This window comes from Kitasatospora cineracea (genome assembly GCF_003751605.1).
Classification (GTDB): Bacteria; Actinomycetota; Actinomycetes; order Streptomycetales; family Streptomycetaceae; genus Kitasatospora; species Kitasatospora cineracea.
The window spans coordinates 4398240-4422940 of record NZ_RJVJ01000001.1 but is presented as its reverse complement, the minus strand read 5'-3'; the positions used below and the strand labels follow the sequence as shown (position 1 = coordinate 4422940).

At 74.8% G+C, this 24701-nt stretch carries 25 protein-coding genes; 11 read left to right on the top strand and 14 right to left on the bottom strand.

Annotation, left to right across the window (positions count from 1 at the left end):
• Positions 1-355: 355 nt before the first annotated feature.
• From EDD39_RS20125 to EDD39_RS20110, 4 genes are read left to right on the top strand one after another with little or no spacing between them, the layout of a single operon-like run.
• Positions 356-1537: an acyl-CoA dehydrogenase family protein gene (locus EDD39_RS20125; protein WP_123557938.1), complete on the top strand. Its 1182-nt coding sequence runs from the start codon at positions 356-358 to the stop codon at positions 1535-1537.
• A 4-nt stretch (positions 1538-1541) separates the two neighbouring features.
• On the top strand, positions 1542-2612 hold the full coding sequence (locus tag EDD39_RS20120) for a phosphotransferase family protein (protein ID WP_123557936.1): 1071 nt from the start codon (positions 1542-1544) through the stop codon (positions 2610-2612).
• Positions 2609-3358, top strand: coding sequence for an SDR family NAD(P)-dependent oxidoreductase (locus EDD39_RS20115; protein ID WP_123557934.1), 750 nt, complete (start codon positions 2609-2611; stop codon positions 3356-3358). Before EDD39_RS20120 ends, EDD39_RS20115 begins: the two co-directional genes overlap by 4 nt.
• 35 nt (positions 3359-3393) lie before the next feature.
• Positions 3394-5064, top strand: coding sequence for a class I adenylate-forming enzyme family protein (locus tag EDD39_RS20110; protein ID WP_123557932.1), 1671 nt, complete (start codon positions 3394-3396; stop codon positions 5062-5064).
• Here EDD39_RS20110 and EDD39_RS20105 read toward each other — a convergent pair.
• Positions 5061-5591, bottom strand: a complete 531-nt coding sequence (locus EDD39_RS20105; protein ID WP_279634000.1) for a helix-turn-helix domain-containing protein — start codon at positions 5589-5591, stop codon at positions 5061-5063. The genes EDD39_RS20110 and EDD39_RS20105 overlap by 4 nt on opposite strands.
• A 343-nt stretch (positions 5592-5934) precedes the next feature.
• Between EDD39_RS20105 and EDD39_RS20100 the strand changes: the two genes are divergently transcribed.
• The gene (locus EDD39_RS20100) at positions 5935-7170 is read left to right on the top strand and encodes a PucR family transcriptional regulator (protein ID WP_123557928.1); all 1236 of its coding nucleotides are present in this window, start codon (positions 5935-5937) and stop codon (positions 7168-7170) included.
• 2 nt (positions 7171-7172) lie between these two features.
• On the opposite strand, the gene EDD39_RS20095 is transcribed toward EDD39_RS20100, so the two are convergent.
• Positions 7173-8339, bottom strand: coding sequence for an MFS transporter (locus tag EDD39_RS20095; RefSeq protein WP_244256833.1), 1167 nt, complete (start codon positions 8337-8339; stop codon positions 7173-7175).
• A 398-nt stretch (positions 8340-8737) separates the two neighbouring features.
• Between EDD39_RS20095 and EDD39_RS39675 the strand changes: the two genes are divergently transcribed.
• A complete protein-coding gene (locus EDD39_RS39675; RefSeq protein WP_162870066.1) occupies positions 8738-8911 on the top strand; it encodes a hypothetical protein in 174 nt (57 codons plus the stop codon).
• A 40-nt stretch (positions 8912-8951) separates the two neighbouring features.
• Here EDD39_RS39675 and EDD39_RS20090 read toward each other — a convergent pair whose 3' ends face one another.
• The gene (locus EDD39_RS20090) at positions 8952-9656 is read right to left on the bottom strand and encodes a flavodoxin family protein (protein WP_123557923.1); all 705 of its coding nucleotides are present in this window, start codon (positions 9654-9656) and stop codon (positions 8952-8954) included.
• 159 nt (positions 9657-9815) lie between these two features.
• Between EDD39_RS20090 and EDD39_RS20085 the strand changes: the two genes are divergently transcribed.
• Complete coding sequence (locus tag EDD39_RS20085) at positions 9816-10310, top strand: glutathione peroxidase (protein ID WP_123557920.1); 495 nt, start codon at positions 9816-9818, stop codon at positions 10308-10310.
• 119 nt (positions 10311-10429) lie between these two features.
• Positions 10430-11014: an isochorismatase family protein gene (locus EDD39_RS20080; RefSeq protein ID WP_123557918.1), complete on the top strand. Its 585-nt coding sequence runs from the start codon at positions 10430-10432 to the stop codon at positions 11012-11014.
• An 82-nt stretch (positions 11015-11096) separates the two neighbouring features.
• On the opposite strand, the gene EDD39_RS20075 is transcribed toward EDD39_RS20080, so the two are convergent.
• Complete coding sequence (locus tag EDD39_RS20075) at positions 11097-11330, bottom strand: hypothetical protein (RefSeq protein WP_030461700.1); 234 nt, start codon at positions 11328-11330, stop codon at positions 11097-11099.
• 132 nt (positions 11331-11462) lie between these two features.
• Between EDD39_RS20075 and EDD39_RS20070 the strand changes: the two genes are divergently transcribed.
• Both EDD39_RS20070 and EDD39_RS20065 read left to right on the top strand, forming a co-directional pair.
• Positions 11463-11846, top strand: a complete 384-nt coding sequence (locus EDD39_RS20070) for a YkvA family protein (RefSeq protein WP_123557916.1) — start codon at positions 11463-11465, stop codon at positions 11844-11846.
• Positions 11847-11967: 121 nt separating this feature from the next.
• Positions 11968-14025 carry a glycosyl hydrolase family 28-related protein gene (locus EDD39_RS20065; protein ID WP_123557914.1) on the top strand — a complete coding sequence of 686 codons (2058 nt, stop codon included), beginning with the start codon at positions 11968-11970 and terminating at the stop codon, positions 14023-14025.
• A gap of 7 nt (positions 14026-14032) precedes the next feature.
• Here EDD39_RS20065 and EDD39_RS20060 read toward each other — a convergent pair whose 3' ends face one another.
• From EDD39_RS20060 to EDD39_RS20045, 4 genes are all read right to left on the bottom strand, one after another.
• On the bottom strand, positions 14033-14614 hold the full coding sequence (locus EDD39_RS20060; RefSeq protein WP_123557912.1) for a GNAT family N-acetyltransferase: 582 nt from the start codon (positions 14612-14614) through the stop codon (positions 14033-14035).
• A 180-nt stretch (positions 14615-14794) separates the two neighbouring features.
• Positions 14795-15691 (bottom strand): hypothetical protein, encoded by an 897-nt coding sequence (locus EDD39_RS20055; protein WP_123557910.1) that lies wholly within the window; start codon positions 15689-15691, stop codon positions 14795-14797.
• Positions 15692-15702: 11 nt separating this feature from the next.
• The gene (locus EDD39_RS20050; protein ID WP_123557908.1) at positions 15703-17529 is read right to left on the bottom strand and encodes a hypothetical protein; all 1827 of its coding nucleotides are present in this window, start codon (positions 17527-17529) and stop codon (positions 15703-15705) included.
• 340 nt (positions 17530-17869) lie between these two features.
• Positions 17870-18763: a metallophosphoesterase family protein gene (locus EDD39_RS20045; protein WP_123557906.1), complete on the bottom strand. Its 894-nt coding sequence runs from the start codon at positions 18761-18763 to the stop codon at positions 17870-17872.
• Between the two features lie 278 nt (positions 18764-19041).
• Between EDD39_RS20045 and EDD39_RS20040 the strand changes: the two genes are divergently transcribed.
• Entirely contained in the window at positions 19042-19893 is an 852-nt protein-coding gene (locus tag EDD39_RS20040; RefSeq protein WP_162870065.1) for a lysozyme, read from the top strand.
• Positions 19894-20000: 107 nt separating this feature from the next.
• Here EDD39_RS20040 and EDD39_RS20035 read toward each other — a convergent pair whose 3' ends face one another.
• Genes EDD39_RS20035 through EDD39_RS20010 form a run of 6 tightly spaced genes read right to left on the bottom strand, consistent with a single transcriptional unit; the run spans position 20001 to position 24674 of the window.
• Positions 20001-20747 (bottom strand): class I SAM-dependent methyltransferase, encoded by a 747-nt coding sequence (locus tag EDD39_RS20035; RefSeq protein WP_123557904.1) that lies wholly within the window; start codon positions 20745-20747, stop codon positions 20001-20003.
• Between the two features lie 14 nt (positions 20748-20761).
• Complete coding sequence (locus EDD39_RS20030; RefSeq protein WP_123557902.1) at positions 20762-21985, bottom strand: ATP-grasp domain-containing protein; 1224 nt, start codon at positions 21983-21985, stop codon at positions 20762-20764.
• Positions 21982-22227, bottom strand: coding sequence for an acyl carrier protein (locus tag EDD39_RS20025; protein WP_123557900.1), 246 nt, complete (start codon positions 22225-22227; stop codon positions 21982-21984). The genes EDD39_RS20030 and EDD39_RS20025 overlap by 4 nt, the downstream gene beginning before the upstream one ends.
• Before the next feature lie 44 nt (positions 22228-22271).
• A complete protein-coding gene (locus tag EDD39_RS20020; RefSeq protein WP_148089479.1) occupies positions 22272-22730 on the bottom strand; it encodes a holo-ACP synthase in 459 nt (152 codons plus the stop codon).
• A 20-nt stretch (positions 22731-22750) separates the two neighbouring features.
• Entirely contained in the window at positions 22751-23836 is a 1086-nt protein-coding gene (locus EDD39_RS20015; RefSeq protein WP_123557896.1) for an NAD(P)H-dependent flavin oxidoreductase, read from the bottom strand.
• Positions 23823-24674, bottom strand: coding sequence for a class-II aminoacyl-tRNA synthetase family protein (locus tag EDD39_RS20010; protein ID WP_123557894.1), 852 nt, complete (start codon positions 24672-24674; stop codon positions 23823-23825). The genes EDD39_RS20015 and EDD39_RS20010 overlap by 14 nt, the downstream gene beginning before the upstream one ends.
• Positions 24675-24701: the final 27 nt, after the last annotated feature.

Below are 24701 nucleotides of genomic sequence, written 5' to 3'. Positions count from 1 at the left end.
GCAGCGGGCCCGGTGCACCGTGCACAAGTCGGCCGAGGGGTGCCGAAAGCCTTGTGGCTCCCCCACCTGCGTGATAGACGTTTGCGTCGTTTACTGCTGCTAAACACCCCTGGCGAGCCCGTACCGGGCCGCAGGCCGAAAGGTGGCCACATGGCCGGTCCCTTCGCCGGAGGGCACGTCGTCCACCCCCGGCACCGCGCCCCCTCGTCCTCCTCCGCAGCGGAGCGGCGGTCCGCGTGGCGCACGATCGTCGCCCCGGTGCCGGCCTTCCTCGGCCTGGCGGGCCCGGTGCAGGCACTCGTCCTGCCCACGTGTCACCCCACCACCCACCAACGACTCGATGCGGGGGTCCCCCATGAGTGAGCACGGCACGACGGCCGAACTGGCCGAGCGGGTCAGGAACTTCGTCGCCGAGGAGGTCCTCCCCGTCGACGACGCGTTCGACGGCGACGTCCGGGCCGCCGGAGGAGAGGCGCTGCGGATCCGGCTGCAGGGCCTGGCCCGGGAGCGCGGCCTGCTGGCCCCGCACGGCCCGGTGGAGCACGGCGGCCTCGGCCTCGGCATGGTCGACCGGATCGAGGTGTTCGAGGCGGCGGGCCGCTCGCTGTTCGGGCCGATGGCGATCAACGTCAACGCCCCGGACGAGGGCAACGTCCACCTGCTCGACCGCGTCGCCTCGCCCGCCCAGCGGGAGCGCTACCTGGCGCCGCTGGTGCAGGGCCGGTGCCGCTCGGCGTTCGCCATGACCGAGCCCTCGCCCGGCGCCGGCTCCGACCCCGGCATGCTGCGCACCACGGCGCGCCGCGTCGACGGCGGCTGGCTGGTCGAGGGCCGGAAGCGGTTCATCACGGGGGCCGACGGAGCGGGCTTCCTGATCGTCATGGCCCGCACCAGCGGTGAGCCCGGCTCGGCCGACGGCGCGACGATGTTCCTCGCCCCCGCCGACTCGCCCGGCATCGAGGTGGTGCGGCACGTCGAGACGGTCGACCGGAGCATGCTCGGCGGGCACTGCGAACTCCGCTTCACCGACCTGTTCGTGCCCGACGACGACGTCCTGGGCGGCGTCGACGAGGGCATGCGCTACGCGCAGGTGCGGCTCGGCCCCGCCCGGATGACCCACGTGATGCGCTGGACGGGCGCGGCGCAGCGGGCCCACGAGACGGCCCTGCGCTACGTCAGCGACCGGGAGGCCTTCGGCTCGCGGCTCGCCGACCAGGGGATGATCCACCAGATGATCGGCGACAGCGAGATCGACCTCGCCGCCACCCGGGCGCTGCTGCTCGACGCGTGCCGGCGCCTCGACGCCGGCGAACGCGCCTCCCGGGAGACCTCGATCACCAAGACGTTCGCGGCCGAGGCGCTGCACCGGGTCGTCGACCGTGCGGTGCAGATGTGCGGCGGCCTCGGCGTCTCCCGCGACCTGCCGGTCGCGAAGATCGCCCGCGAGCTGCGGCCGTTCCGGATCTACGACGGCCCCTCCGAGGTGCACCGCTGGTCCCTCGCCCGCCGGGCGCTGCGCGCCGTCGCGGGGCGGTGACCGGATGAGCGACGACAGGACCGCCGCCACCCCGCTCGGCACGCGGCTCGCCGACGCCGAACTCGCCCGGCTGGCCACGGCGCTGCGCGAGAGGGGCACGACGCCGGCCGGCCCCCTGCGGGCCGAACCGATCGCCGGAGGACGCTCCAACCTCACCTACCGGCTCACCGACGGCACGTCGACCTGGGTGCTGCGCACCCCGCCGCGCGCCGGGCACACGCCGTCCGCCCACGACGTGGCGCGGGAGTTCACCGTCACCTCGGCCCTGCTCCCGACCGGGGTGCCGGTGGCGCGGCCCGTGCTGCTGGTGGAGGACCCGTCGGTGCTCGGCGTGCCGTTCACCGTGGTCGAGCACGTCGACGCCCGGTCGCTGCGTCTCGCCACCGAACTGGCGCCGCTCGGCGACGCGGAGGTCGACGAGGTCGTCACCCGGCTGATCGAGGTGCTCGCCGCCCTGCACCGGGTCGACCACGTCGCGGTCGGACTGGAACGGTTCGGCCGCCCGGACGCCTACGCGGAGCGGCAGCTCAGGCGGTGGGCCGGCCAGTGGACGCTGGTCGGCACACCCGAGCTGGCCGCGGCCGGCGAGCGGGTCGCGGAGCTGCTGCGCGCACGCCTGCCGGGCCGGCACCACGTCTCGGTCGTGCACGGCGACTACCGCCTCGACAACACCCTGGTCCGCCTCGGCGGCGCGACCGGCGGGGCCGAGATCGCCGCGGTCGTCGACTGGGAGCTGTCCACCATCGGCGACCCGGTGGCCGACGTCGCCCTGATGTGCGCCTACCGCGACCGGGTCTTCGACCTCATCGTCGGCGCGCCCAGCTCCTGGACCAGCCCCCGGCTGCCCGAGGCGTCCGGCCTCGCGCAGCGGTACGAGCGGGCCGGCGGCGTCCCGCTCCGCGACTGGGAGTTCCACCTCGCCCTGGCCTACTTCAAGATCGGCGTCATCGCCGCCGGCATCGCCCACCGCCACCGGGCGGGCGCCGGCGACGGCGCCGCGGGCTACGCCGGTGCCGGCGAATCCGTCGCCCGCTACTTCGACCTCGCGCACGCCGCACTGCGGGGGACGGCATGACGGACTCCTCCCTCCGGACCGCGCTGGTCACCGGCGCTTCCCGCGGCATCGGCCGGGGCATCGCCACCCGGCTCGCCCGGCACGGGTGGGGCCTGACGGTCACCGCCCGCAACGCCGACCACCTGGCCGAACTCGCCGGGGAGCTGCGCGCCGCCGGCGCGCCGCACGTCGCGCGGCTGGCCGTCGACCTCGCCGCCGAGGACGCGGCCGACCGGCTCGCCGAGCTGCACCGGCACGCCTTCGGCGCGATGAGCGCCCTGGTCCTCAACGCCGGCGTCGGCACGGTCGCCCGCGCCGCCGACTTCCCGGCGCACCGGATGGCCAGGACCCTGCAGGTCAACCTGGTGGCCTCGATGCGGCTGACCCAGCGGGCACTGCCGCTGCTCCGCACGGGCGCCGCCGCCGACCCGCGGCACGGCGCCAGCATCATCGGGCTGTCGTCGATCACCGGCGTCCACGCCGACGCCGGCTACTCGGTCTACGGCGCCAGCAAGGCGGCCCTGCTGCGGTACCTGGAGGCCGTCCACCAGGAGGAGTCCGCGGCGGGCGTCCGGGCCACCTCGATCGCGCCGGCCTACGTCGCCACCGACATGACCTCGTGGATCGCCGACCGGGTGCCCGCCGCGTCGATGATCGCCGTCGAGGACGTGGTCGAGGTGGTCGACATGGTGCTGCGGCTGTCCCGCACCGCCGGTGTCGCGCCGATCGTGATGACCCGGGCCGGGACCTCGGGGTTCCGGGCCTGAACCGCCCCCCACCGGATGAGGAAGGTACGTCGACGATGACCCCACCCAGTTTCGAAGCCCCGCCCGACGAGCGGCCCTGGCTCGCGAGCTACCCCGCCGGCACCGACCCCGACCCGGTGCTCCGCCACGCCTGCCTCGCCGAGGCCTGGGACGCGCGCGTGGCGAGGGCCCCCCACCGCGTGCTCGTCCGGTACTTCGACGGCGCGCTGACCGCCGCCCAGGTCGACGCGGCCTCGGACGCCCTCGCGGCCGCGCTCCAGGACCGGGGCGTCGGCCGGGGCGACCGGGTCGCGATCCACCTGCAGAGCGTGCCGCACTACCTCGTCATCCTCCTCGCCCTGTGGAAGACCGGCGCGATCGGCGTGCCGCTCAACCCGATGTACCGCGGCCGCGAACTGCGCCGACTGGTCGACGACTGCCGACCGGTGGGCGTCTTCGCGGCCCACACCGACGCCGCCGGGACGACGGCCGCCCTCGCCGGCTCCTCCGTCACCTGGGTGATCGGCGTCAACGACCGCGACTGGCAGACCCGCAACGACGACCGGGTCGCCTGGGGCGCCGCGTCCAGCGAACTGGCGGACCTGTCGGCGCTGGTGGCGCAGTACGCGGGACACCGTCCGCGGCGGCCGGCCGTCGGCGCCGACGACACGGCGCTGATCTGTTACACCTCCGGCACCACCGGGCCGCCCAAGGGCGCGCTGAACAGCCACGGCAACGTGCTGCACTCCGCCGCCAACTTCGGCGCCTGGGTGCGCCTCGGGCCCGACGACGTCGTGCTGGGCATCGCCCCGCTGTTCCACATCTCCGGCGTGATCCTCAACGCCGCCACGGCCGTCCTCAACGACGCGGCACTCGTCCTGGTCGGCCGCTACCGGCCCGAGGTCGTGCTCGACGCGTTCGCCGAGCACGGCGTCACCTTCACCCTCGGGTCGATCACCGCGTTCAACGCCCTGATGGCGCTCGAACACGCGGGCGCCGACCACCTGCGCCACGTGCGGCTGCTCTACTCCGGCGGCGCTCCCGTACCGCCGGCCACCGTGGAGGCGTTCCAGCAGCGGTTCGGCCACTACCTCCACAACGTCTGGGGGATGACCGAGACCACCGCGGGCGGCATCGCCGTGCCCCCGGGACGCCGCGCGCGCCTCCACGCCGCCGACGGCACCCTCTCGGTGGGCGTGCCCACCCCCGGTGTCGTGGTGCGCGTCGTCGACGCCGAAGGCACCGGCCTGCCGTGCGGGACCGCCGGCGAGCTCGAGGTCTCCGCGCCCCAGGTGGTCTCCGGCTACTGGGAGAAGCCCGACAGCTCCGCCGCCGCGCTCCCCCGGGGGCGCCTGCGCACCGGCGACGTCGCCGTCCTCGACCCGGACGGCTGGGTCTACCTGGTCGACCGGCTCAAGGACCAGATCAACACCTCCGGCTACAAGGTCTGGCCCCGCGAGGTGGAGGACGCCCTCTACGAGCACCCCGCGGTCTTCGAGGCCGCCGTGGTCGGCGAACCGGACGCCTACCGCGGCGAAGCCGTCGTCGCCCACGTGTCCCTCAAACCGGGGGCCACCACGACGGCGGACGAGCTCCACGCCTTCGTGCGCGACCGCCTGGCCGCCTACAAGCGGCCGCGCCGCATCCACCTCGTCGGCGAACTCCCCAAGACCGCCACCGGCAAGATCCGCCGCGAGGAGCTGCGCAAACGGGACCAGGCCCTCTAGGCCGGCCCCGGGGCGGCGCGCAGGAGCGGGGGCGACACCACCCACAGGACCTCGCTCACCGTCGGCCCGGGGTTGTCGAACTGGTGCAGCACCCCGCCGGAGAACGAAGTGGACGCACCGGCCGACAGCATCCGGGTCTCGCCGCCGACGACCAGGCGGGTGGTGCCGCTCAGCCCCAGCGCGAAGACGGTCCCCGGATCGAGCCGGTAGGGGCCGCCCGTGCCCCCGCCCGGCTCGATCACCGAGCGGAAGACCTGGAACTCCGTGGTGCCGGCAGGCGTCAGCAGGTACTCGACGACACCCTCACCGCCCATGTCGATCCGGCTCCCGCCCTGCACGACCGGCTCGTCCGGGTAGTCGAACAGCTCTCCCACCCCGATCCGCAGCACCTCGCAGATCCGCAGCAGCGTCGGGACGGACACGCTGGTGAGGCCACGCTCCAACTGACTGAGGAAGCCCTTGGTGACGCCCGCCCGGTGCGCGGCCTCCGTCAACGACAACCCTCGACCGGCCCTGATCTCCCTCAGCCGCGGACCTGCGGAGCCTTCGGGGGCGGGCGAGCCTTCCGGCGCCCCGTCGGTCGTCCTGCTGCTGTCGATGTCCGTTCACCGCCTGTCCCAGAGCCGGGGCCGCCCGGCCGGCGGGTGGCCGACCGACTCCGACGAGCCCTTCCGTAGGACGAGGCTAGGTCATGTCGGGCACCGCCCCCCGGACGGGGCCGTGTCCCGGACCCCGCCCGGCGACGGCGGCAGAACGACGTACGGGCCTCCCCCGGCTCGCCGCCTCCCCCTTCCCCCCTCCCCCACACTGCCGGTGCCGCGGCGCACGCCGGGTGCACCGGCTTGTCGAGATCAGGAGCAGACTTCAGACATGGACGAGCTGTGGCCCCCGCCTTCCCCCGAGGTCGCCGACGCGATCAGGTCCCTGTGCCAGAGCCTGATGAGCGAGACGGACGCCATGATCGACGCCCTCACCCCGCCCACCCTCGTGGCCCACAACGACCCCGCCCTGCTCGCGGACGCGTCCCTGGCGGAGGAGGGCCGCGAGCTCAACCGCTCCGACCTCGTGCAGTGGCTGACGGCGAACGTCCAGCAGCCGGGGCGGCGGGTGGAGCCGTACGTCGGCCCGCGTGCCACGGCCTACATCAACGACCTCGTCTCCCGCGGCATCGCGCCGGACTTCGTCGGCGCCTGGCGCGTGGCCCTGGGCATGGGCTGGCGGCGGTGGCTGGAGGAGTGCGCGGCGCAGTTCCCCGACCGCGGCCTCCTGGTGGACGTCCTGGACGTGTCGGCGAAGTCGCTGGTCCAGTACGCCCTCGACTCCGTCCTGGCGCTGCGGGAAGCCAGTCTCGCCGCGGCGAGGGGCAACGCGGACGCCGAGGCGATCGCGTTGATCCAGCTGATCGCCGGCGGAGCACCGATGGCGCAGGACCTCGCGGAGGGGCGTCTGCACTACCGGCTGGGGCGCTGGCACACCGGTCTCGTGCTGTGGATCGACGACCCCCGGCACGTCGACGCCCTGGAGCTGGCCGTCGCGGCGGTGAGCACCCCGGCCCCGGAGCGCAGCACCCTGGTGGCCCGTGCCAGCACCGCCTCGCGCTGGCTCTGGCTCTCCGGTGCGGACGTCCCGGACCCGTACCGGGTGGAGCAGGCCATGGCGGCGGCCCCCGGGGTCCGCGGCGCGGTGGGCAGGCCCGGCCGCGGACTCGAAGGGTTCCGGTCCAGCCACCAGGACGCCCTCGCGGCGCAGGCCCTGGTCGTCCGGCTCGCGTCCGACCGGCAGTTCACCGCCTACGCCGACGTCGAGCTGATCGACGCGCTCACCAAGGACCGGGCCGGCGCCCGGCGGTTCGTCGTCAACACCCTCGGTCCGCTGGCCGGAGCCGACCCGGCGCTGCGGCAGGCGCTGCTCACCTACCTGCAGTGCGGCTTCAACACCACCCGGGCCGCCGCCGCTCTCTACGTGCACCGCAACACCGTCGAGCGGCGGGTCTCGCGCGCGAACGAGCTCTCGGCGGTCAAGGTCGAGGACAATCCGGCCCATCTCGCAGCAGCGCTCCTCGTGCTGGACATCGCGCCCGGCGTCCTCGCGACCGCCTCGCACTGACCTCACACCACGGGGTCGACCGGGCGTTCGAGCCTGCGGAACCAGTGGAGGGCCGGAAGGCCGAGCAGGGTGGCGCCCAGCAGCGCCGTGAAGGCGAGCGCGGGGCGGGTGACGAGCAGTCCGACCGCCGTCGCCAGCACGACCCCGCCCAGGTTGCCCGCCATCCAGATCAGCCCGGCCGCCGTGCTCTCGGCCCCCGGCGCGTGCCGTTCGCTCAGGGACAACCCGATGGGAAGGGCGGGAAGCAGCATGAACCCGGTCCCGAGGAGCGTGACGAACGCCGTCAGCGCGCTCGGGACCAGGGCCAGGTGCAGGCAGGCCATCGCGGTGACGGCGATCGCGGCACCCATGACCTCGACCTCGCGGCCGCGCCGGTCCGCCCAGACGGGCACGACCGCACAGCCGACCACACCGGCGATCATCGTCAGCGCGAGGACGAGCCCGGCGGTGGGCTCGGAGACGCCCGCCGGGGCCAGCAGGGGCTGCACGAACGTCGCGAGGGCGATGAACGTCCCCATCGGGATGACGGCGACCGCGCACAGCCGTCGTACGTGCCGATTGCCGAACGCCACCCGGAGGGCCCGGTCGACGCCCGCTCCCCCCGCCGCCGGGACCGACCCGTGGCCCGCGTACGGGCGCAGGCGCAGGGCCGCGACGAGACACACCCCCGCGTCCAGGGCGACCAGGGCCGTCACGAAGGTGAGGGTGCGGATGTTGCCCTCGCCGGGCAGGCACGCGCCGAGCAGGTAGCCCACGACCATGCCGGCGAACGTCGCGGAGGACGCGGCGGCGACGCCGGCGGCCCGGTGCCGCTCCGCCAGGTAGCCCACGGCGAGACCCGGTATCGCGTTCAGGACGAACGGCTGTCCCACCGCGGCGACGGCCTGCCCGGTGAACGCCCAGGTGAAGTCGTCGGCCACCAGCCTCAGGAACGCCCCGGCCGCGGTGAGGACTGCACCCAGCACGAGCGCCGGACGCAGGAACCGGTCGAGCGCCAGGCCGGCCGGGATCGCCAGCAGGACGTAGACCAGCGGGAAGACCTGGGACAGCCAACCGATCTCGCCCACCGGAACGCCGAAGTGCCGCGCGGCGTCCTGCGTCACCGGCGCGTAGGTCACGAACAGCGCCTGGGTCGCGACCGCCAGCAGCCCGTAGGCGAGGAAGACCACCCACCGGCTCCGCACGGCCTGCTCGGCCGCCGGCGCCCCGGCCGGGCGTGCGCCCCCGTGCCCGACGCGGGCGAGCGGCCCGCGGGGCCGGCCACGCCTGCGGGCACGGCGTCGGATCATGGCGGTGGCGACTGCACCCGCGCCCAGGACGGCAATTCTGCGCGCTCTTCGCCGCGCGGTCGACAACTCCGGCATCCCTCTGTCCTTCTCGGTCGATCAGTGGTGCTCCACTGTCACGATCCGGACCGCCCCTGGATACGCCACGGTGCACAGTCCTTCGCCCCGCCCTGTGCACTCGGCACCACCGCTGCCGCACCTCGCGGCGGAGGGTGCGAAGAGCATCGGCGCCCCGCCCCCCGGGCGCCACCCCCCCCGACGCCGAGAACGCGAAGGCCGCCGTGGGCCGCAGCCTCGCCGCAGCCGCCCAGGTCCCCGGCGTCGTCCACGTCGCCGACCCGTACCAGAGCCAGCCCTTCTCCCCGGACCGCACGATCGCCTTCGCCGACAGCACTTCGCCGACGGCCTTCCCGCCGGGCAGCGCCCCCAAGTCCCCCTCACCGTCGCGCTCTTGAGTACATCTCCAGCCAGGACCACCAGGTCCGGTGAAGCTCCCTACCGGTGCTCGGGGTTCTCGAAGTCGAAGCGGCAGCCCGCGTCCCACGCGGAGCGCTGGTTGCCGTGCGCCGGGACGCCGCCCGCGTCCTTCAGCATCCGGGCCAGGTGCAGCTGGTTCCAGGTCATGAAGGTGACGTTGCGGTTGGTGAAGTCGTTCTCCGGCCCGCCGGAACCCTCGTCCAGGTACGACGGTCCCGGCCCGGCCGGACCGACCCAGCCCGCGTCGGCCTGCGGCGGGATCACGAAACCCAGGTGCTGGAGGCTGTAGAGCACGTTCATCGCGCAGTGCTTGGCGCCGTCCTCGTTGCCGGTGATCAGGCAGCCGCCCACCCGGCCGTAGTAGGCGTACTGGCCTTGCTGGTTGAGGACGGACGAGCAGGCGTACAGCCGCTCGATCACCTTCTTCATGACGGAGGAGTTGTCGCCGAGCCAGACCGGGCCGGCCAGGGTGAGGATGTCGGCGTTCATGAGCTGCGAGTAGAGGACGGGCCACTCGTCGGTGTCCCAGCCGTGCTCGGTCATGTCGGGCCAGACGCCGGTGGCGATGTCGTGGTCGACGGCGCGGATCTCCTCGACCTGGACGCCCTGGCGGCGCAGGATGCCGGCGCTGATGTCGATCAGGCCCTGGGTGTGGCTGCGTTCGGGGCTGCGCTTGAGGGTGCAGTTGAGGAAGACCGCCCGCAGGTCGGTGTACCGGGTCATCGCCGTCCGTCCGTTCGTCTCGTCGTCTCGCCGCTGTTCCGGCGGCCCATCGCACCACGCGGGGGGCCGGGGGCGGGGGACCGTGCGTCGGACGGCGCCGTGTCGGGGGTAGGTTCGGAGGGCATTGGCACGTCGTCGTCGAGAAGGCAGGTTCAGGCCATGGTGGATTCGTTGTTCGAGCTCCCGATCCGGACGCTGGCGGGCGAGCCGTCCTCGCTGGGCGAGTACCGGGGCAGGGTGCTGCTGCTGGTGAACGTGGCGTCGAAGTGCGGGCTGACGCCGCAGTACGCGGGCCTGGAGCGGCTGCAGGAGAAGTACGGGGAGCGCGGGTTCACGGTGCTCGGGTTCCCGTGCAACCAGTTCATGGGACAGGAGCCGGGGTCGGCGGAGGAGATCCAGGAGTTCTGCTCGACCACGTACGGGGTGTCGTTCCCGCTGTTCGAGAAGATCGACGTGAACGGGGCCCAGCGGCACCCGCTGTACGCGCGGCTGACCGAGGTCGCGGACGCGACCGGCGAGGCCGGGGACGTGCAGTGGAACTTCGAGAAGTTCCTGGTGTCGGCGGACGGCGAGGTGGTCGGGCGGTTCCGGCCGCGGACCGAGCCGGAGTCGGCGGAGCTGGTGGCCGCGATCGAGGCGCAGCTGGCGGGCTGAGCCCGCGCGTGGTGGGCCCGGGGCCCGGACCGTCCGAACTGTACAGGTAACCTGCGCAGTGGAACTGGACAGTCCGGGCCCCGGGCCGTCCGCGCAGCCGTCCCGACGAAAGGCCCGCCGTGTCCGTCACCGCGCTCGACCCGAACACCGCCCTGGTCGTCATCGACCTCCAGCAGGGCATCCTCGCCATCCCCGGCGCCCCCTGCCCGACCACCGAGGTGCTGGCCCGCAACGTGGCGCTGGCCGCCGCGTTCCGCGCCGCGAAGCTGCCGGTGGTGCTGGTGCGGGTGTCCTTCGCCGCCGACGGCGGGGACGTGCCGCCCGGCCGCACCGAGCAGAACCGGGCCGGCGCCGCGGCGCCCCGCCCGGAGGGCTGGGACCGGTTGGCCGCCGAGCTGCACGACCCGTCCGACCTGGTGGTCACCAAGCACAACTGGGGCGCCTTCCACGGCACCGACCTGGACGTGCAGCTGCGCCGCCGGGGCGTCACCCAGATCGTGCTGACCGGCGTGGCCACCAGCATCGGCGTGGAGTCCACCGCGCGGGCCGCGTTCGAGCACGGCTACCACGTGACGCCGGTGGTCGACGCGATGACCGACATGGACGCGGAGGCCCACCGCCACAGTGTCGAACGGATCTTCCCGCGGCTGGGCGAGACCGGCACCACCGAGGAGGTGCTGGCGCTGCTGGCCGCGGAGCGCTGAGGCACGCGCGCACGCACCGGAGCCCGTCCGGGCCCGGCCCTCGCGGGGGTCGGGTCCGGACGGGCTCCGGCGCGTGCGCGGTTCAGGCTTCGCCGGGGCGCCAGGCGGGCCACTCCCAGGGGCGGTCGTCCCAGTGCACCCGGGCGGGGTCGTGCGGATCGAGGTCGGGGAAGTGGTGGTGCAGCTCGGGCTCGAACTCCTCGGGGGCGAGCGGCTTCCACCCCTCGCCCTGGAAGTGGACCAGCCGGTAGCGGCTGTCGGTGCGGAACTCGGCGACCCGGACCAGGGGCTCTTCGGCGGTGCTGTTGCTCGTCATGCGGCCAGCATCGGCCGGGCCGCGGCACCGCGCACGTCCGCACCGCCACCCGCGCGCAACGCGCCGCCCCTGGGCGGTGGCGCGGTCCCGTACCGTGGAGGGCAAGTCGGCGGGAGCGTCCGGGAGGACCGCATGGGCAGGGGCAGGGGCAAGGGCCGGGCGGCCCGGGTGCGCGGGCTGGACGGGGCGGCGGTGGCGCGTTCGGCGTGGGGGCTGTACCGGGAGACCCGGCGGCCGGGTGCGCCCGGGCTCGGGGCGCGGGCGCTGGCGCTGCCCCGGCTGCTGCGGGACGTGCTGGCGGGGCGCTACCCGGGGGTCGGGCCGGGGAAGCTGGCGGCGCTGACGGTGGCGGTGGGGGTGTACCTGCTCAGCCCGGTGGACGCGGTGCCGGACTTCCTGCCGGTGATCGGCTGGGGTGACGACACGGCGCTGCTGCTGTGGTTCCTGATGGGCCTGACCCGGGAGTCGGGCCGGTACCTGGAGTGGGTCGGCGACCGATCGCCCCGCAACGACTGACTCTCACTTCGCAAGAATCTGACATCTGCGAGAAATTTCCGCGCAACTCTCTTGTGGTGGTGCGGCGCGCGCCCCTACTGTCGGCTCACTTCCACCACGCCTTTCAGAGAGCCGGTCCCCGATGACTGCTGCCCCCGCATCCCCCTCCCGCTCCGCGCTGTCCCGTTCGGCCCGCGCGGGGGCGGTGGTCGTCGCCTCCGTGCTCGGGCTCGGGGTCGCGCTGTGCGCCCCGGCCGCGCAGGCCGCGCCCGCCTCCGGCGGCGGGGGCGCCGCGGTGACCCGGGCCGGGATCGACCCGGCGCTGACCGCGGGCCGCGGCGCCCGGGTGGACTTCCTGGAGCAGGAGGCCGAGCACGCCGCCACCACCGGCAGCGTGATCGCCGCCGACCGCACCGCGTACACCCTGGCCGCGGAGGCGTCCGGCCGCAGCGCGGTGAAGCTGGCCCCCGGCCAGTACGTGGAGTTCACCCTGCCCGCGGCCGCCAACGCGATCACCGTCCGCTACAGCCTCCCCGACGCGGCGGACGGCGGCGGGACCACCGCCCCGCTGGACGTCACGGTCAACGGCAAGGACCGCCGGCAGCTGTCGGCCACCAGCCAGTACTCCTGGCTGTACAACCAGTACCCGTTCAGCAACGACCCGAAGGCCGGGCTGCTGCACCCGGACTGGTGGATCACCGAGTGCGGCTGCGTGCCCGCCGCGACCACCCCCGCGCCGACCGTCTCCACCCCGTTCCGGCCCGGCCACATGTACGACGAGCAGCGCATGCTGCTGGGCCGCACCTACAAGGCGGGCGACAAGGTCCGCATCGCGCTGCCCGCCGGGTCGAAGGCGCCGTGGGCGGCGATCGACCTGATGGACTCGCAACTGGTCGCCGCCCCGCACGTCGAGCTGAAGGCCGTCAACGTGCTGGCGCTGGGCGCCGACCCGACCGGGCGGCGCGACTCCGCGGACGCCATCGACCGCGCGGTCAAGCTCGCCAGGGCCCTGCACCTGCCGGTCTACCTGCCGCCGGGCGTCTTCCAGGTCAACCGGCACCTGGTGGTCGACGACGTCACCGTGATCGGCGCGGGCAGCTGGTACACCGTGCTCAAGGGCACCCAGCAGACCCTTCCCGCCCCCGCCCCGGACGGCAGCGTGCACACCGGCGTCGGCGTCTACGGCAAGGACGCGGCGCAGGGCGGCAGCCGCAACGTCCACCTGTCCGGGTTCGCCGTCGAGGGCGACGTCCGGGAGCGGATCGACACCGACCAGGTCAACGGCATCGGCGGCGCGTTCAGCGACTCCAGCATCGAGGGCCTGTACATCCACCACACCAAGGTCGGCATCTGGCTGGACGGCCCGATGGAGAACCTGAAGATCACCGGCAACCAGATCGCCGACCAGATCGCCGACGGCATCAACTTCCACACCGGCGTGGCCGACTCGGTGATCCGCGACAACTTCCTGCGCAACACCGGCGACGATGGCATCGCGCTCTGGTCGGAGAAGACCGCGGACGCCCGCACCGTCATCGACCACAACACCGTGCAGTCGCCGACCCTGGCCAACGCCATCGCCGTGTACGGCGGCACCGACACCACCGTCTCGGACAACCTGGTCGCCGACCCGGTCCGCGAGGGCTCCGGCCTGCACGCCGGCTCCCGGTTCGGCGCCGAGCCGTTCGCCGGGTACCTGCACTTCACCGACAACACCACGGTCCGGGCCGGCACCTACGAGCTGAACTGGAACATCGGCCTGGGCGCGATCTGGTTCGAGGTGCTCGACCGGGACATCGACGCCGACGTCAAGGTCACCGGCGACCACTACCTGGACTCCACCTACAACGCGATCATGGCGGTCGCCGACTGGGGAGTGAAGGACCAGTACAAGCTGTCCGACCTGGCGTTCAAGGACGTCAGGATCGACGGCACCGGCACCTCGGTGCTCAGCGCCCGGGTCGCCGGGTCGGCCAGCTTCGAGAACGTGACCGCCCGCAACGTCGGCGCCGTCGGCGTCAACAACTGCGGCACCTTCCACTTCACCCCGGCCGGCTCCGAGTTCGCGGTCACCGACCTCGGCGGCAACTCCGGCGGCGGCACCACCGGCGACTGGCTCGCCCCGTGGGAGCTGCCCAACACCCTCACCTGCGACGACCGCCCGCCGGTGGTCGCCCCGCCCGCCCCGTCGCCCTGGTGACGGTCCGTCAACCGGCCTGCGGCGCCAGCGGCTTGACCAGCTTGGCGAACCGCAGGTCGGAGCGGAGCGGCACCCCGAAGCGCTCGTCCCCGTAGGGGAACGGCTCGAACTCGCCGGTCCGGGCGAAGCCGCGCCGCTCGTACCAGGCGATCAGGTCGGCGCGCTGCTCGATCACCGTCATCTCCATCGCGGTCGAGCCCCACGCGGCCCGGGCCCACTCCTCGGCCCGGGCCAGCACCCGGCGGCCCAGACCGCCGCCCTGGATCGCCGGGGAGACCGAGAACATGCCGAAGTACGCCGCCGGACCGCGCCGCTCCAGGTGGCAGCAGGCGGCCGGGGCGCCGTCCCGCTCGACCAGCAGCACCACCGAGTTGGGGCGGCCCAGCAGTTCGGCCACCGCGGCCGCGTCGGTGCGCTGCCCCTCCAGCAGGTGCGCCTCGGTCGTCCACCCGGCCCGGCTGGACTCGCCCCGGTACGCCGACTCCACCAGCGCCACCAGCGCCGGCACGTCCGCGGGCCCCGCGGTCCGGAAGACCGGGTCGGAAGCCCGGTCGGTGGCCGGGGCGGACGTGGACTCGGCGGCGGTCATCGGCGCTCTCCTCGGAACGGGGTGCGAACGGGCCCCGCGGCGGGGCGCCGGAACCGCCATGGTGCCACAGCGCCCGCCCCCGCCGGGAGCGCACTCCCCCACCGACCGGCGCGGTCGGCCCCGGGCCGGGGGCCGGCCGTGCCGCACCCCGCTCCCGGCGGGGCCGGGGCGGCCGACCGCTCAGCCTCCGGTGAACGCGATGCCGATCCCGCCGGCCGGGACCTCCTCGCCGCGCCGGTACTGGACGACCTCGAACGGCGCGAACGTCCCGGCCGCCAACGATCCGGCCGGTTCGATCGTGACCTCCAGCGGCCGCCGCTCCCCGCCGCCCAGGGTGAGGGTGCAGGACGCCTCGCCCTCGCCGCGCGCCAGCTCCTGCCCGTCCGGGCCGGTGAGCACGACCGGCCCGGCCCCGGCCGCCACCGGCCGCGGGTCCCCGTCGAGCCGGAAGCCCGCCCAGCGGGTCGGCGGGACGGGCCCCGCGCTGACCAGGTACTCGGCCTCCTCCGTCAGCGGGTTGGACGCCAGGAACGGGAGGGTCCCGGCGCTGCCGGACGGCAGCACGACGAGGTTGTGCTGCGCCCAGTGCCGGTCGGTGACCGGGGCGGCGGTGTCCGTGGGCGGCAGGTCGAGCGGGTGCCAGACCTTGGCCAGCAGGCAGATGTGGTCGCCGGAGTCCGCGGGGATCCTCCCGGTCAGCGGGTCGGAGACCACCTGCCCGCCGTGCGGCGGCACCACCACGGTGGTGAAGCCGAGGAACTTGTCGGCGTCCGGGACGAGCGGGCCGCTGACCGGGGGTGACCACCACAGCCCCAGGTAGGCGATCGACTCGCTGTTGCCGCCCTGCCAGTTCCCGACCGTCACCTGGACGGTCAGGTCCTCCCCCGGCTGGAAGGCGGTGAGCGGCTGGATGCCGGAGCACAGGTACCAGCAGACCTCCGGCGGCACCGGTCGGGTGCCGTTGTCGACCGGGTAGGAACCGGCCGGCAGGACCGGCGGCGGGTAGCTGTGGACGAACAGGTACGGCCGGTCGTCGGTGGTGCCTTCCGGGTCGCGGCCGTCGTTGCGCGCGGGCATGGCCGTCCTCCTCAGGTCTCGTCGTATCCGAGGACCCGCACGTCCACCGGGTCGTCGTCGATCGACCCGACGGCGGCCCAGCAGTCGTAGCGGCGGAACCGGTCGGCGTCGAGGTCCGGGTTGGCCTCGCCGGACGCGCCCCGGGCGATCCCGGTCCACAGGGCGGTCACCGCGGCGGTGGACTCCCGCAGCAGCCAGCCGGGGTCGGTGCCGACCGGCAGCCCGCCGCCACCGTCGGACGGCTCCTCCAGCGGGGTCAGCGGGTAGCGGTAGAACACCGCGACCGGATCGGCCTCGGGGCGGTGCGGCGTGATGTTGTCACCGCTCGAAGGGACCTTCAGGAACTGCCGGTACAGCGGGTAGTGCAGCCGCCCGTCCGGCGCGGCCAGCCCGCATCCGGCCAGGTAGCCGCCGGCCTTCCGCAGGGCCTCCCAGAGCCGGGTCTGGAAGTCGAACAACAGGCCCACCAGCTGGGTGAGTTGGGGGAGGTCGGCCGCCTCGGCGAACTCCTCCGGGGTGAGCGGCTGGTGCTGCGCGGCGAGGGCGGCCTGCTGCTCGGGGCTGAGGCTGATTTCGAACGCATGCCGGAAGTTGTCCGCCACGTGCTTGTCCCAGAAGCTGCACGACCTGTGGTGCCCCCACTCCTCCCAGCACAGGCCGCTCAGCGTCCCGGCCCAGACGAGGAACCCCAGCACGCCCAGCCAGAAGCTGCCGCACTGGTTGTCGCTGTCCCGGGTGCTGTCCGTCGCGGTCGGCGGGCGCTGGTACGGGGGCACCGCGGGCCCCGAGTAGGTGGCCGGGCCGAGCCCGGAGTCGGCGACGGCGGGCGGGGTGGCCGTCTCGGTCGTGATCACCGGGGCCGGCGGGTGCGCCGGGTCGGCCCACAGCTTCCGGACGAACACGTCGGCGGGCGGCTTCGGCCGGGACGGCTGCCGGAACGTGCCGAGCAGCTCCAACTGCCGCACCAGGCGCGCGTACCCGAGCTGGAGGTCCGGCAGCGGCGCCGTCGCGCCGAGGTCGTAGGTCTTCCCGAGCACCTCGGCCAGGAACGCCGCCGCGTCGTCGGGGAGCCGGGCCTCGGGGGCGGCGTCGTACCGGAGCGCGGCCGCGAGCCGGCCGAAGTCCCCGGCTTCCGGCCGCAGTTGGGCCAGGTAGCAGCCGACGGTGTTGCGGGCGATCCGGTCCCGGAACCGGTGGCTGCGCCGGGGCCCGCCGACGACCTTGCCCAGGTAGGCCGAGCCGGCGGCGTTCGCCGCGTGGCCGGACAGGACGCCGAAGGCCGTCGCCCGGGTGGCGGGGGTGGCCGCCTCCGCGAAGGCCGTGCGGACGAAGGCGTCGGTGCGCCGGGCCAGGAAGACGTCGCCCCAGCCCCAGGCGCCCAGCGGGAGGTCGCCCTGCCGCGGGTGCTCCGGGACGTGCCGCATCTCGCCGAGCCGCCGGCCCAGGTCCTCGATCTCCAGGTGCTTGCCCTGCACCCGCTCGCCCAGCTTCCGCAGCCGCACCGTGGCCGCGCAGTACTTCGCCGCCGCGTCCGGGTGCGCCGGGTCGGCGAGGGCGGCCTCGACGTCGGTGCGCACCGAGCCGATCTCCGTGTAGAGGTCCAGCCCCTCGGTCCACATCGCGGCGGCCTCGGCGAGCAGGTCGAGTTCCAGGCCGTCCGACTGGGCGTGCTGGAGCAGGTGGTCCAGCAGGCTGCCGAGGGCGGCGTCCGCGGGGTGGTCGGCCACCTCGGCGAGCAGGCCGTCCAGGGCGGGGCGCAGCGCGGGGTCGACCGGCGCCGCGGCCAGGCCCTCCCGGTGCTCGGCCAGTGCGGCGGCATGGGTTCTGGCATCGATCATGGGGAAGTCACCCACATCCCAACTGTCGGGCGTCCTCAGCTGACCGGCGGCGCGGCGCGGAACGCGGACCCGCGGCCGGACGGACGGACGCACTCGCGTCTTCGGGCCGCATCCAGCCTCACGCGGCCCACCGGCCCCGGCAACTCCCCACGGCCGCGGAGCCGGGCGGACCGGCCGACGGGGGCGGGCGCGCGGCGGAGCGCGCCCTGCCGGGCGGGCGGTTTCAACGTCGTTCCCCGGCCGGAGCGCGGTCGTCCGGTCGGCTCCGCGGGCCGCGTGCACGCCTCCGTACCGGTTCCCGGGGTCTGCGGCCCCGGGGCCCGCCGCCGTCAACGGGCCGTCAGGGCGCGGGTGGTTCGGCGGGGACGGGCGGCTCGGCGGGGACGGGCTGCTCGGGCGGGCCGGGGTAGGGGAGGATCTGGCGGAGCAGGCCGCGCGGGTGGCCGCGGCGGCGCCACTCGCGGGGGTAGCCGAGCGAGACCTCTTCGAAGCGGACGCCGTCGTACCAGGTGGTGCGGGGGATGTGCAGGTGGCCGTAGACCACGGCGGCGACGTTGAAGCGGCGGTGCCAGTCGGCGGTGAGGTCGGTGCCGCACCACTGGGCGAAGTCGGGGTGGCGCAGGATGTCGGTGGGGCGGCGGTCGAGCGGCCAGTGGCCGGCCAGGACCAGCGGGAGGGCGGGGTCGTGCGCGGCGAGGGCCTGCTCGGTGGCCGCGACCCGTTCGCGGCACCAGTCCTCGATGCCGGGGTAGGGGGCGGGATCGATCCGGTACTCGTCGGTGCAGACCACGCCGTTGTCGCGGGCGCGGGCCAGCGACTGCTGCTTGTCGGTGACGCCGGGGACCCGCCAGCTGTAGTCGTAGAGGGTGAAGACGGGGGCGACCGCGCAGGGGCCGTCGGGGCCCTGCCAGGTCGGGTACGGGTCCTCGGGGGTGGTGACGCCGAGGGCGCGGCAGCGTTCGACCAGGAGCCGGTAGCGGGCGGGGGCGGGGAGGTCGACCTGGTCCTGGGTGGTGGTCCACAGTTCGTGGTTGCCGGGGGTCCAGAGGACCTTGGCGAAGCGGCCGGCGAGGAAGCCCAGGGTGGCCTCGACGTCGCGGACCCGTTCGGCGACGTCGCCCGCGACGATCAGCCAGTCGTCGGGGTCGGCGGGTCGAAGCGCTTCGAGGGTGCCGCGGTTCTCGGCGACGCCGACGTGCAGGTCGCTGACCGCGAGCAGGCGTCCGTCCGGCACCGTTCCCCCGTTCCCGTCCTGTTCCGGCGTCCCGGCAGCGGGACGCGCGTTGACACGCTACCGCCGGGGTGGCCGGGCGCGCCAGCAGGCGCTTCGCCCGACGGGTCGTCAACAGCGAACGGAACGACGGGTGTTCAGTTGTCACACCTATGGCCGTTCGCTCTACATACATTCATTCGATATGTGGTTTCAACACTCTGTTGACTGACGGGGCCATGACTATATCTTCTCCGCATGCAGCCGACCCGGCCGCACACCCACCGGATTGAGGAGTCGTCATGCCCGCTTCCGGCACCACCCGGATGCTCCGCCGCGCCGCCACCGCGGCCGCCTCCGCCGCCCTGCTCGTCGGCGTCGTCGCCGCCGTCCCCGCCCAGGCCGCCAAGCCCGGCACCCCCGCGAACTTCCACCCCGAGCAGGACTACGCCGGCTCGACCGTCGCCGCCCACGAGGGCCGCGGCGACACAGCCCGCACCGCGAGCACCCTCGCAGCACTGGCCGCCACCCAGACCAAGGGCATGGACGTGTCCAGCTACCAGGGCAACGTCGCCTGGAGCACCGCGTACGCCAACGGCGGCCGGTTCGCCTACGTCAAGGCCACCGAGGGCACCAGCTACACCAACGCGTACTTCGCCCAGCAGTACAACGGCTCCTACAACGCCGGGATGATCCGCGGCGCCTACCACTTCGCGCTGCCGAACGTCTCCAGCGGCGCCACCCAGGCCGCCTACTTCGTCGCGCACGGCGGCGGCTGGTCCAAGGACGGCAAGACCCTGCCGCCCGCCCTGGACATCGAGTACAACCCGTACGGCGCCACCTGCTACGGCCTGAGCCAGGCCGGGATGGTCAGCTGGATCCGCGACTTCTCCAACACCGTGCACACCAAGACCGGCCGCTACCCGACGATCTACACCACCACCGACTGGTGGACCACCTGCACCGGCAACAACTCCTCCTTCGGCGCCACCAACCCGCTCTGGATAGCCCGCTACTCCTCCAGCGTCGGCACCCTCCCCGCCGGCTGGTCCTACCAGACCATCTGGCAGTACGCCGACTCCGGCACCCTGCCGGGCGACCAGAACTACTTCAACGGCGCGCTCGACCGGGTCCAGGCCCTCGCCAACGGCTGACCCGCCGCCACCCCGCCCCGCCCCGCCCCGCCCGCGGCCGGATCGCACCGCCCTGCCCTGCCCGTGGCCGGATCGCCCCGCACCGGCCGCGGGCGGGCAGGGAGCGGTCAACTCCGGTGCAGCACCAGCAGGTCCATCCAGCTGACGGCCGGCTCGGCCGGCCGTTCGGCGGCGGCCCGGTGCAGCCGGGCCAGGCCCGCCTGCCAGGCGTCGTCGGGGAGAGCACGCAGTTTGCTGTCGGCGTCGCGGCGCAGGCCGGCGGCGAAGGCGGCCAGGGTGGGGGCGGAGCGCTGCGGCAGGGAGCGCAGGGCGGTGCGGGTGAAGCCGGCCGCGGCGAAGGCGGTGGTGACCCGCTCCACGCTCGGGTAGTCGGCGATCCCGGCGGCGGTCTCCGGGAAGTACCGCACCCGCAGGTCGCGATCGCAGCGCCCGGGGAAGGCGTTGCGGATCAGCACCGGTGCGCCGGGGCGCAGCGCGCGGTGCAGTTCCCGGGCGGCGGTGGCGAGGTCGCCGATGTGGTGGACCACCGAGCCCAGCCAGGCGGCGTCGGCGGCGGCGTCCGGCACGGGCAGCCGTTCGGCCCGGCCGTCCAGCACCGTGATGCCCTCGCCCGCGGGGATCAACTCCCGCATGGCGGGGGCCGGTTCGACGGCGATGACGTGGGCGCCGTACCAGTCGCGGAACGCGGTGGCGAAGGCGCCGGTGCCCGCGCCGACGTCGAGGACGGTGGCGCCGGGGCGCAGCGGGGCGTGCTCGGCGATCGCCTCCCGCCAGGCGGTCAGGCCCTCGCGGGGGATCTCCCGGGCCGCCCGGTAGTCGGCGGCGGTGCTGGCGTCGTACACGGTGTCGGCCACGGCCGGCGGTCTCCTCAGGTGAGTCGTTCCAGGACAGGGGTGAGCGGGGCGGGGTCGGCGTCCCCGAGGACCGCGAGGAACAGCCAGCCGCGCGGGGCGGCGAGCGTACCGGCGGCCAGCGGGAGCAGGCCTGGGCGGCCGGCGGTGGCCAGCAGTCGGGCTCGGTCGAGGGCGTCGACCAGCCGGTCGAACCAGTCGTCGCCGTCGACCGGGACGATCCTCAACTCGAGCCGGGCGTCCAGCCGTTGGGCGATCGTGCCGGGCGAGAGCCGGGCGTTGACCTCCAGCACCGGGACGAGCGTGCCGTCGGCGGTGGTCATCGAGTCCACCGCCAGCGGGCCCCGGTAGCCGACCGCGGCGGCCGCGGCGGCCACCGATTCGGCGGTCTCCCGGTAGCCCGCGCGCTCCAGCCGGGCCAGCAGGTCGACGCTCGGCCGGTCCGAACCCCGGTACGCGTGGCCGTCGTTGAGCACCTGCCGGATGCCGTGCCAGTGGACCCGGCCGTCCGGGCCGACGGTGAGGTGGGCGGCGAAGTCCTCGGCGGGGCGGTGCAGTTGCTGGACGACCAGTTCGATCCGGGCGTCGCGCCGCTCGACCTCGCGGGTCAGGTGCCGTTCCAGGAAGGCGAGCCGTTCGGGCGACTCCAGCACCAGGTTGCCCTGCCCGGAGACCCCGTACGGGTCCTTGACCACGCACGGGCCGGTCTCCTCGACGGCGGCCCGCAGGTCGGCGAGGCCGGTGACGACCCGGCCGGAGCCGGGGTGTCCGAGCCGGGTCGTCCAGGTCTTGGAGTTGACCAGCCGGACCGCCTCCAGCGGCGGGGCCGCCCCGGCCAGCCCCTGCCGGGCCAGCGCCTCGGCCGTCCCGTCCAGCACCGCGTACGGCGCGGCCGCCATCCCGGCCAGGCCGGGGACGGGGTGCGCGGCGAGCCGCCGCTCGACCGGCTCCGCCGGGTCGCCGGGGACGGCGAGGTGGCGGGCGCCGAAACCGGCGGAACGCATCAACTCAGTGAAGGAGGAAGGTGATTGACGGTTCGTCAGCAATATGTCGCCGGGGGCGCAGAGCACCGCCTGGAGCTGGTCCATCTCCCGGGTCAGCCGCTCGCTGTGCGGGTTGCGCAGCGCGGGCAGGGTGGCCAGGTCGGCGGGCCGCCAGCGAGCCTCGGCGTCGCAGCTGCCGAACCGGACGGTGCCGGTGACGGTGCCGGCGGCGGGGGCGGGGGCAGCGGTATCGCTCACGCGGCGCCGCCGGGTGTGGCCGGGGCGAGGAAGCGCTCCTCGATCCGCTCCAGCGTCCGGAAGTCGTCGACGGTGACCTCGGCGAGGTCGATCGGGCGGCCGGAGACGCTCTCCAGCAGGTAGATGAACTCCAGGAAGTCCAGCGAGTCGATCAGCCGCCCCTCGATGAGGTCCTCGGCGGGCGCGACCTCCCGTCCGAGCGCGGGGTTCTTGCCCTGGATCCAGTCGGCGATCTGCTGCATGGGGGTGGCTCCTTGAAGAGGGGGCGTTCGGGGGGTGGGGGAGGTCAGGGGGTGGGGGAGGCCAGGGCGGCGGTGACGGCGACGGCCCAGTCGCCCTCGTGGGTGATGCTGAGGGACCAGTGGGTGAGGTGCTGGGCGCGCAGCCGGTGCAGGGCGGCGGCGTGCGGGTGGACGGTGGGGGCGCCGCCGGGGGCGCGGAGTACTTCGATGTCCCGCAGCGGGATCAACTCCCGCTCGGGGGTGAGGAGTTTGAGGAACGCCTCCTTGGCGGCGAGGCGTCCGGCGAGGGTGGCCTCGGGGGTGCCGGTGGCGGCGGCGAGCTGTGCGCGCTCGCGGGGGGTGAACTGGTCGGCGAGCCAGCGTTCGCCGTGCCGCCGGGCCAGGTCGGCAGCCCGGGGGACGTGCACCAGGTCGACGCCGACCCGCACCCGGGGGTCGGCCCCGGCGGGGGTGTCGCCGAGCATCCGGTGCAGGGCCGCCCGCAGGGTGTCCGCGCCGGTCACCGACCCGCTCTCCGGCCCGGTCACCGGGCCCCGTCCGGCGTCCGGGCCTCGTCCGGCGTCCGGGCCTCGTCCGGCGTCCGGGCCTCGTCCGGCACCCCGGCGTCGGCCAGCGCCCGGGCGTACTGCTCGCGCAGCCGGGCCAGGACCGCGGCGACCGGTTCGACGCCGGTGATCGCGCCGACGCCGAGCCCGGCGTAGCGGGCCATCTCGCCGACCCGGCCCTCGGCCTCCACGGTGGGGGCGGCGGCGGAGCCGCGCGGGACGGGGCGCCGGGTGCCCATCACGGTGGTCCAGGCGATCAGCGCGGAGGGCAGCGGTGCGGGCGCGTCGGTGACGGCGCTGCGCAGCACCCGGTGGGTGCGGCCGGGCCAGCCGATCGAGAAGCGGTCGGTGACGACGGTGTCGGCGGGGGCGGCGGCGACCAGGTCGCGCCGGTAGTCGGGGTGGGCGGCGGATTCGGCGGTGGCGACGAACAGCGTGCCGCACATCGCCCCGTGCGCCCCGGCGGCCAGCACCCGCAGCAGGTCGGCGCCGGTGCCGACGGCCCCGGCGGCGAACACCGGCAGGTCGAAGGCGGGGTCGGCGCGCAGTTCGGCGAGCAGTTCGGCGAGCGGCTGCCCGCCGAGGTGGTGGCCGCCGGCCTCGGTGCCCTGGACGGTGACGGCGTGCGCGCCGAGCGCGGCGGCGGTGCGGGCGTCGCGGTGGCTGCCGGCCTGGATCAGCAGCCGGTGCCCGGCGGCCCGGACCCGTTCGGCGAAGGACTGCGGCGGCAGGCCGTAGCTGTTGACGGTGAGCTGCCGGTCGGCCCGATCGAGGACGGCGTCGAGCTGCTGGTCGAGCAGCCGGTCGGCGACCTCGGGGATGACGTTGACGCCGAAGGTGCGGGGGGTGCGGGCGGCGGTCTGCTCGACCAGGGCGGCGGCCAGGGCCCGGTCGCTCTTGTAGAGGGCGACGGTGCCGAGCGCCCCGGCGTCGCTGACGGCGGCGGCCAGGGCGGGCCCGGCGATGCCGCCCATCCCGGCCTGGACCAGCGGGAGTTCGACGCCGAGCGCGGCCGCGCCCACCGCGGCGGCCGCAGCACCCGCAGCGGCGTCAGCGGCGCGCATCGCGCACCTCGCGGACCCGGTCGAGCGCGGCCCCGGCGCTGCCGTGGGTGAGGATCGCGGCGTGCACCCAGCGTTCGGCGCCGAACGCGGTGCAGCCGCTGTGCGCGGCCTGGCCGTCGGAGGTGATGCCGAGGCGGTCGCCGAAGAAGTTGCGGTGCCGGTTGACGGAGGCGATGGCGGTGCCGTCGGCGGCCAGGAACTCGTACTTGACCGGGTCGAGGGCCATCAGCTTGGCGCGCGAGCCGGTGCGGTCGTAGAACGGGTCGTTGGCGGGCTGGTAGTCGAGGGCGATGCCGAGGGCGGCGGCCAGGTCGAGGACGAACTCCTTGGAGCGGGCGAGGTGGTCGCGCACGCCGTCGAGGGTGCCGAGGTAGAGGACCTCGCGCATGTGGAAGCCCCACAGGCGGCGCAGCCCGTCGTAGTGGTCCTCGTTGCGGAAGCAGCGGCCGATGGCGGTGACCCGCTGGCCGTCGCCGACCTCGGCGCCGGCCAGCGAGAGCAGCAGGCCGTAGCAGGTGGCGGAGGGCAGCAGGTAGCCGGTGGGGTGGACGTCCTGCTCGGCGGGGTCCTGGCCGGCGGCGAGGGCGTCCAGGGTGTCGCCCTGGTAGCGGGCGGCGGCGACGCCCAGGTGCGGGAAGTTGCGGAAGTAGTCGAGCTTGGCGAGTCCTTCGGCGGGCAGCAGCGGCGGGCCGATGACGGCGGGGGCGTGCAGCTGTTCGGCGAGGCCGGTGAACAGGGTGTCGAGTTCGGTCAGCAGCGCGGCGCGGGTCGGGTCGAGGACGACCAGGCCGGGGCCGGGTTCGCGCAGCGGGGGCAGGTCGGCGGTCCGGGTGCTCATGCGGTTTTCCTTACTGGGCCTGCTGGC

Coding starts and splice junctions, on each gene's coding strand:
- EDD39_RS20010 (WP_123557894.1), bottom strand. CDS start 24,674: ATGAGCACCCGGACCGCCGACCTGCCCCCGCTGCGCGAACCCGGCCCC.
- EDD39_RS20025 (WP_123557900.1), bottom strand. CDS start 22,227: ATGCAGCAGATCGCCGACTGGATCCAGGGCAAGAACCCCGCGCTCGGA.
- EDD39_RS20060 (WP_123557912.1), bottom strand. CDS start 14,614: ATGACCGCCGCCGAGTCCACGTCCGCCCCGGCCACCGACCGGGCTTCC.
- EDD39_RS20120 (WP_123557936.1), top strand. CDS start 1,542: ATGAGCGACGACAGGACCGCCGCCACCCCGCTCGGCACGCGGCTCGCC.
- EDD39_RS20075 (WP_030461700.1), bottom strand. CDS start 11,330: ATGACGAGCAACAGCACCGCCGAAGAGCCCCTGGTCCGGGTCGCCGAG.
- EDD39_RS20085 (WP_123557920.1), top strand. CDS start 9,816: ATGGTGGATTCGTTGTTCGAGCTCCCGATCCGGACGCTGGCGGGCGAG.
- EDD39_RS20055 (WP_123557910.1), bottom strand. CDS start 15,691: ATGCCCGCGCGCAACGACGGCCGCGACCCGGAAGGCACCACCGACGAC.
- EDD39_RS20015 (WP_123557896.1), bottom strand. CDS start 23,836: ATGCGCGCCGCTGACGCCGCTGCGGGTGCTGCGGCCGCCGCGGTGGGC.
- EDD39_RS20070 (WP_123557916.1), top strand. CDS start 11,463: ATGGGCAGGGGCAGGGGCAAGGGCCGGGCGGCCCGGGTGCGCGGGCTG.
- EDD39_RS20050 (WP_123557908.1), bottom strand. CDS start 17,529: ATGATCGATGCCAGAACCCATGCCGCCGCACTGGCCGAGCACCGGGAG.
- EDD39_RS20110 (WP_123557932.1), top strand. CDS start 3,394: ATGACCCCACCCAGTTTCGAAGCCCCGCCCGACGAGCGGCCCTGGCTC.
- EDD39_RS20115 (WP_123557934.1), top strand. CDS start 2,609: ATGACGGACTCCTCCCTCCGGACCGCGCTGGTCACCGGCGCTTCCCGC.
- EDD39_RS20090 (WP_123557923.1), bottom strand. CDS start 9,656: ATGACCCGGTACACCGACCTGCGGGCGGTCTTCCTCAACTGCACCCTC.
- EDD39_RS20125 (WP_123557938.1), top strand. CDS start 356: ATGAGTGAGCACGGCACGACGGCCGAACTGGCCGAGCGGGTCAGGAAC.
- EDD39_RS20065 (WP_123557914.1), top strand. CDS start 11,968: ATGACTGCTGCCCCCGCATCCCCCTCCCGCTCCGCGCTGTCCCGTTCG.
- EDD39_RS20040 (WP_162870065.1), top strand. CDS start 19,042: ATGCCCGCTTCCGGCACCACCCGGATGCTCCGCCGCGCCGCCACCGCG.
- EDD39_RS20100 (WP_123557928.1), top strand. CDS start 5,935: ATGGACGAGCTGTGGCCCCCGCCTTCCCCCGAGGTCGCCGACGCGATC.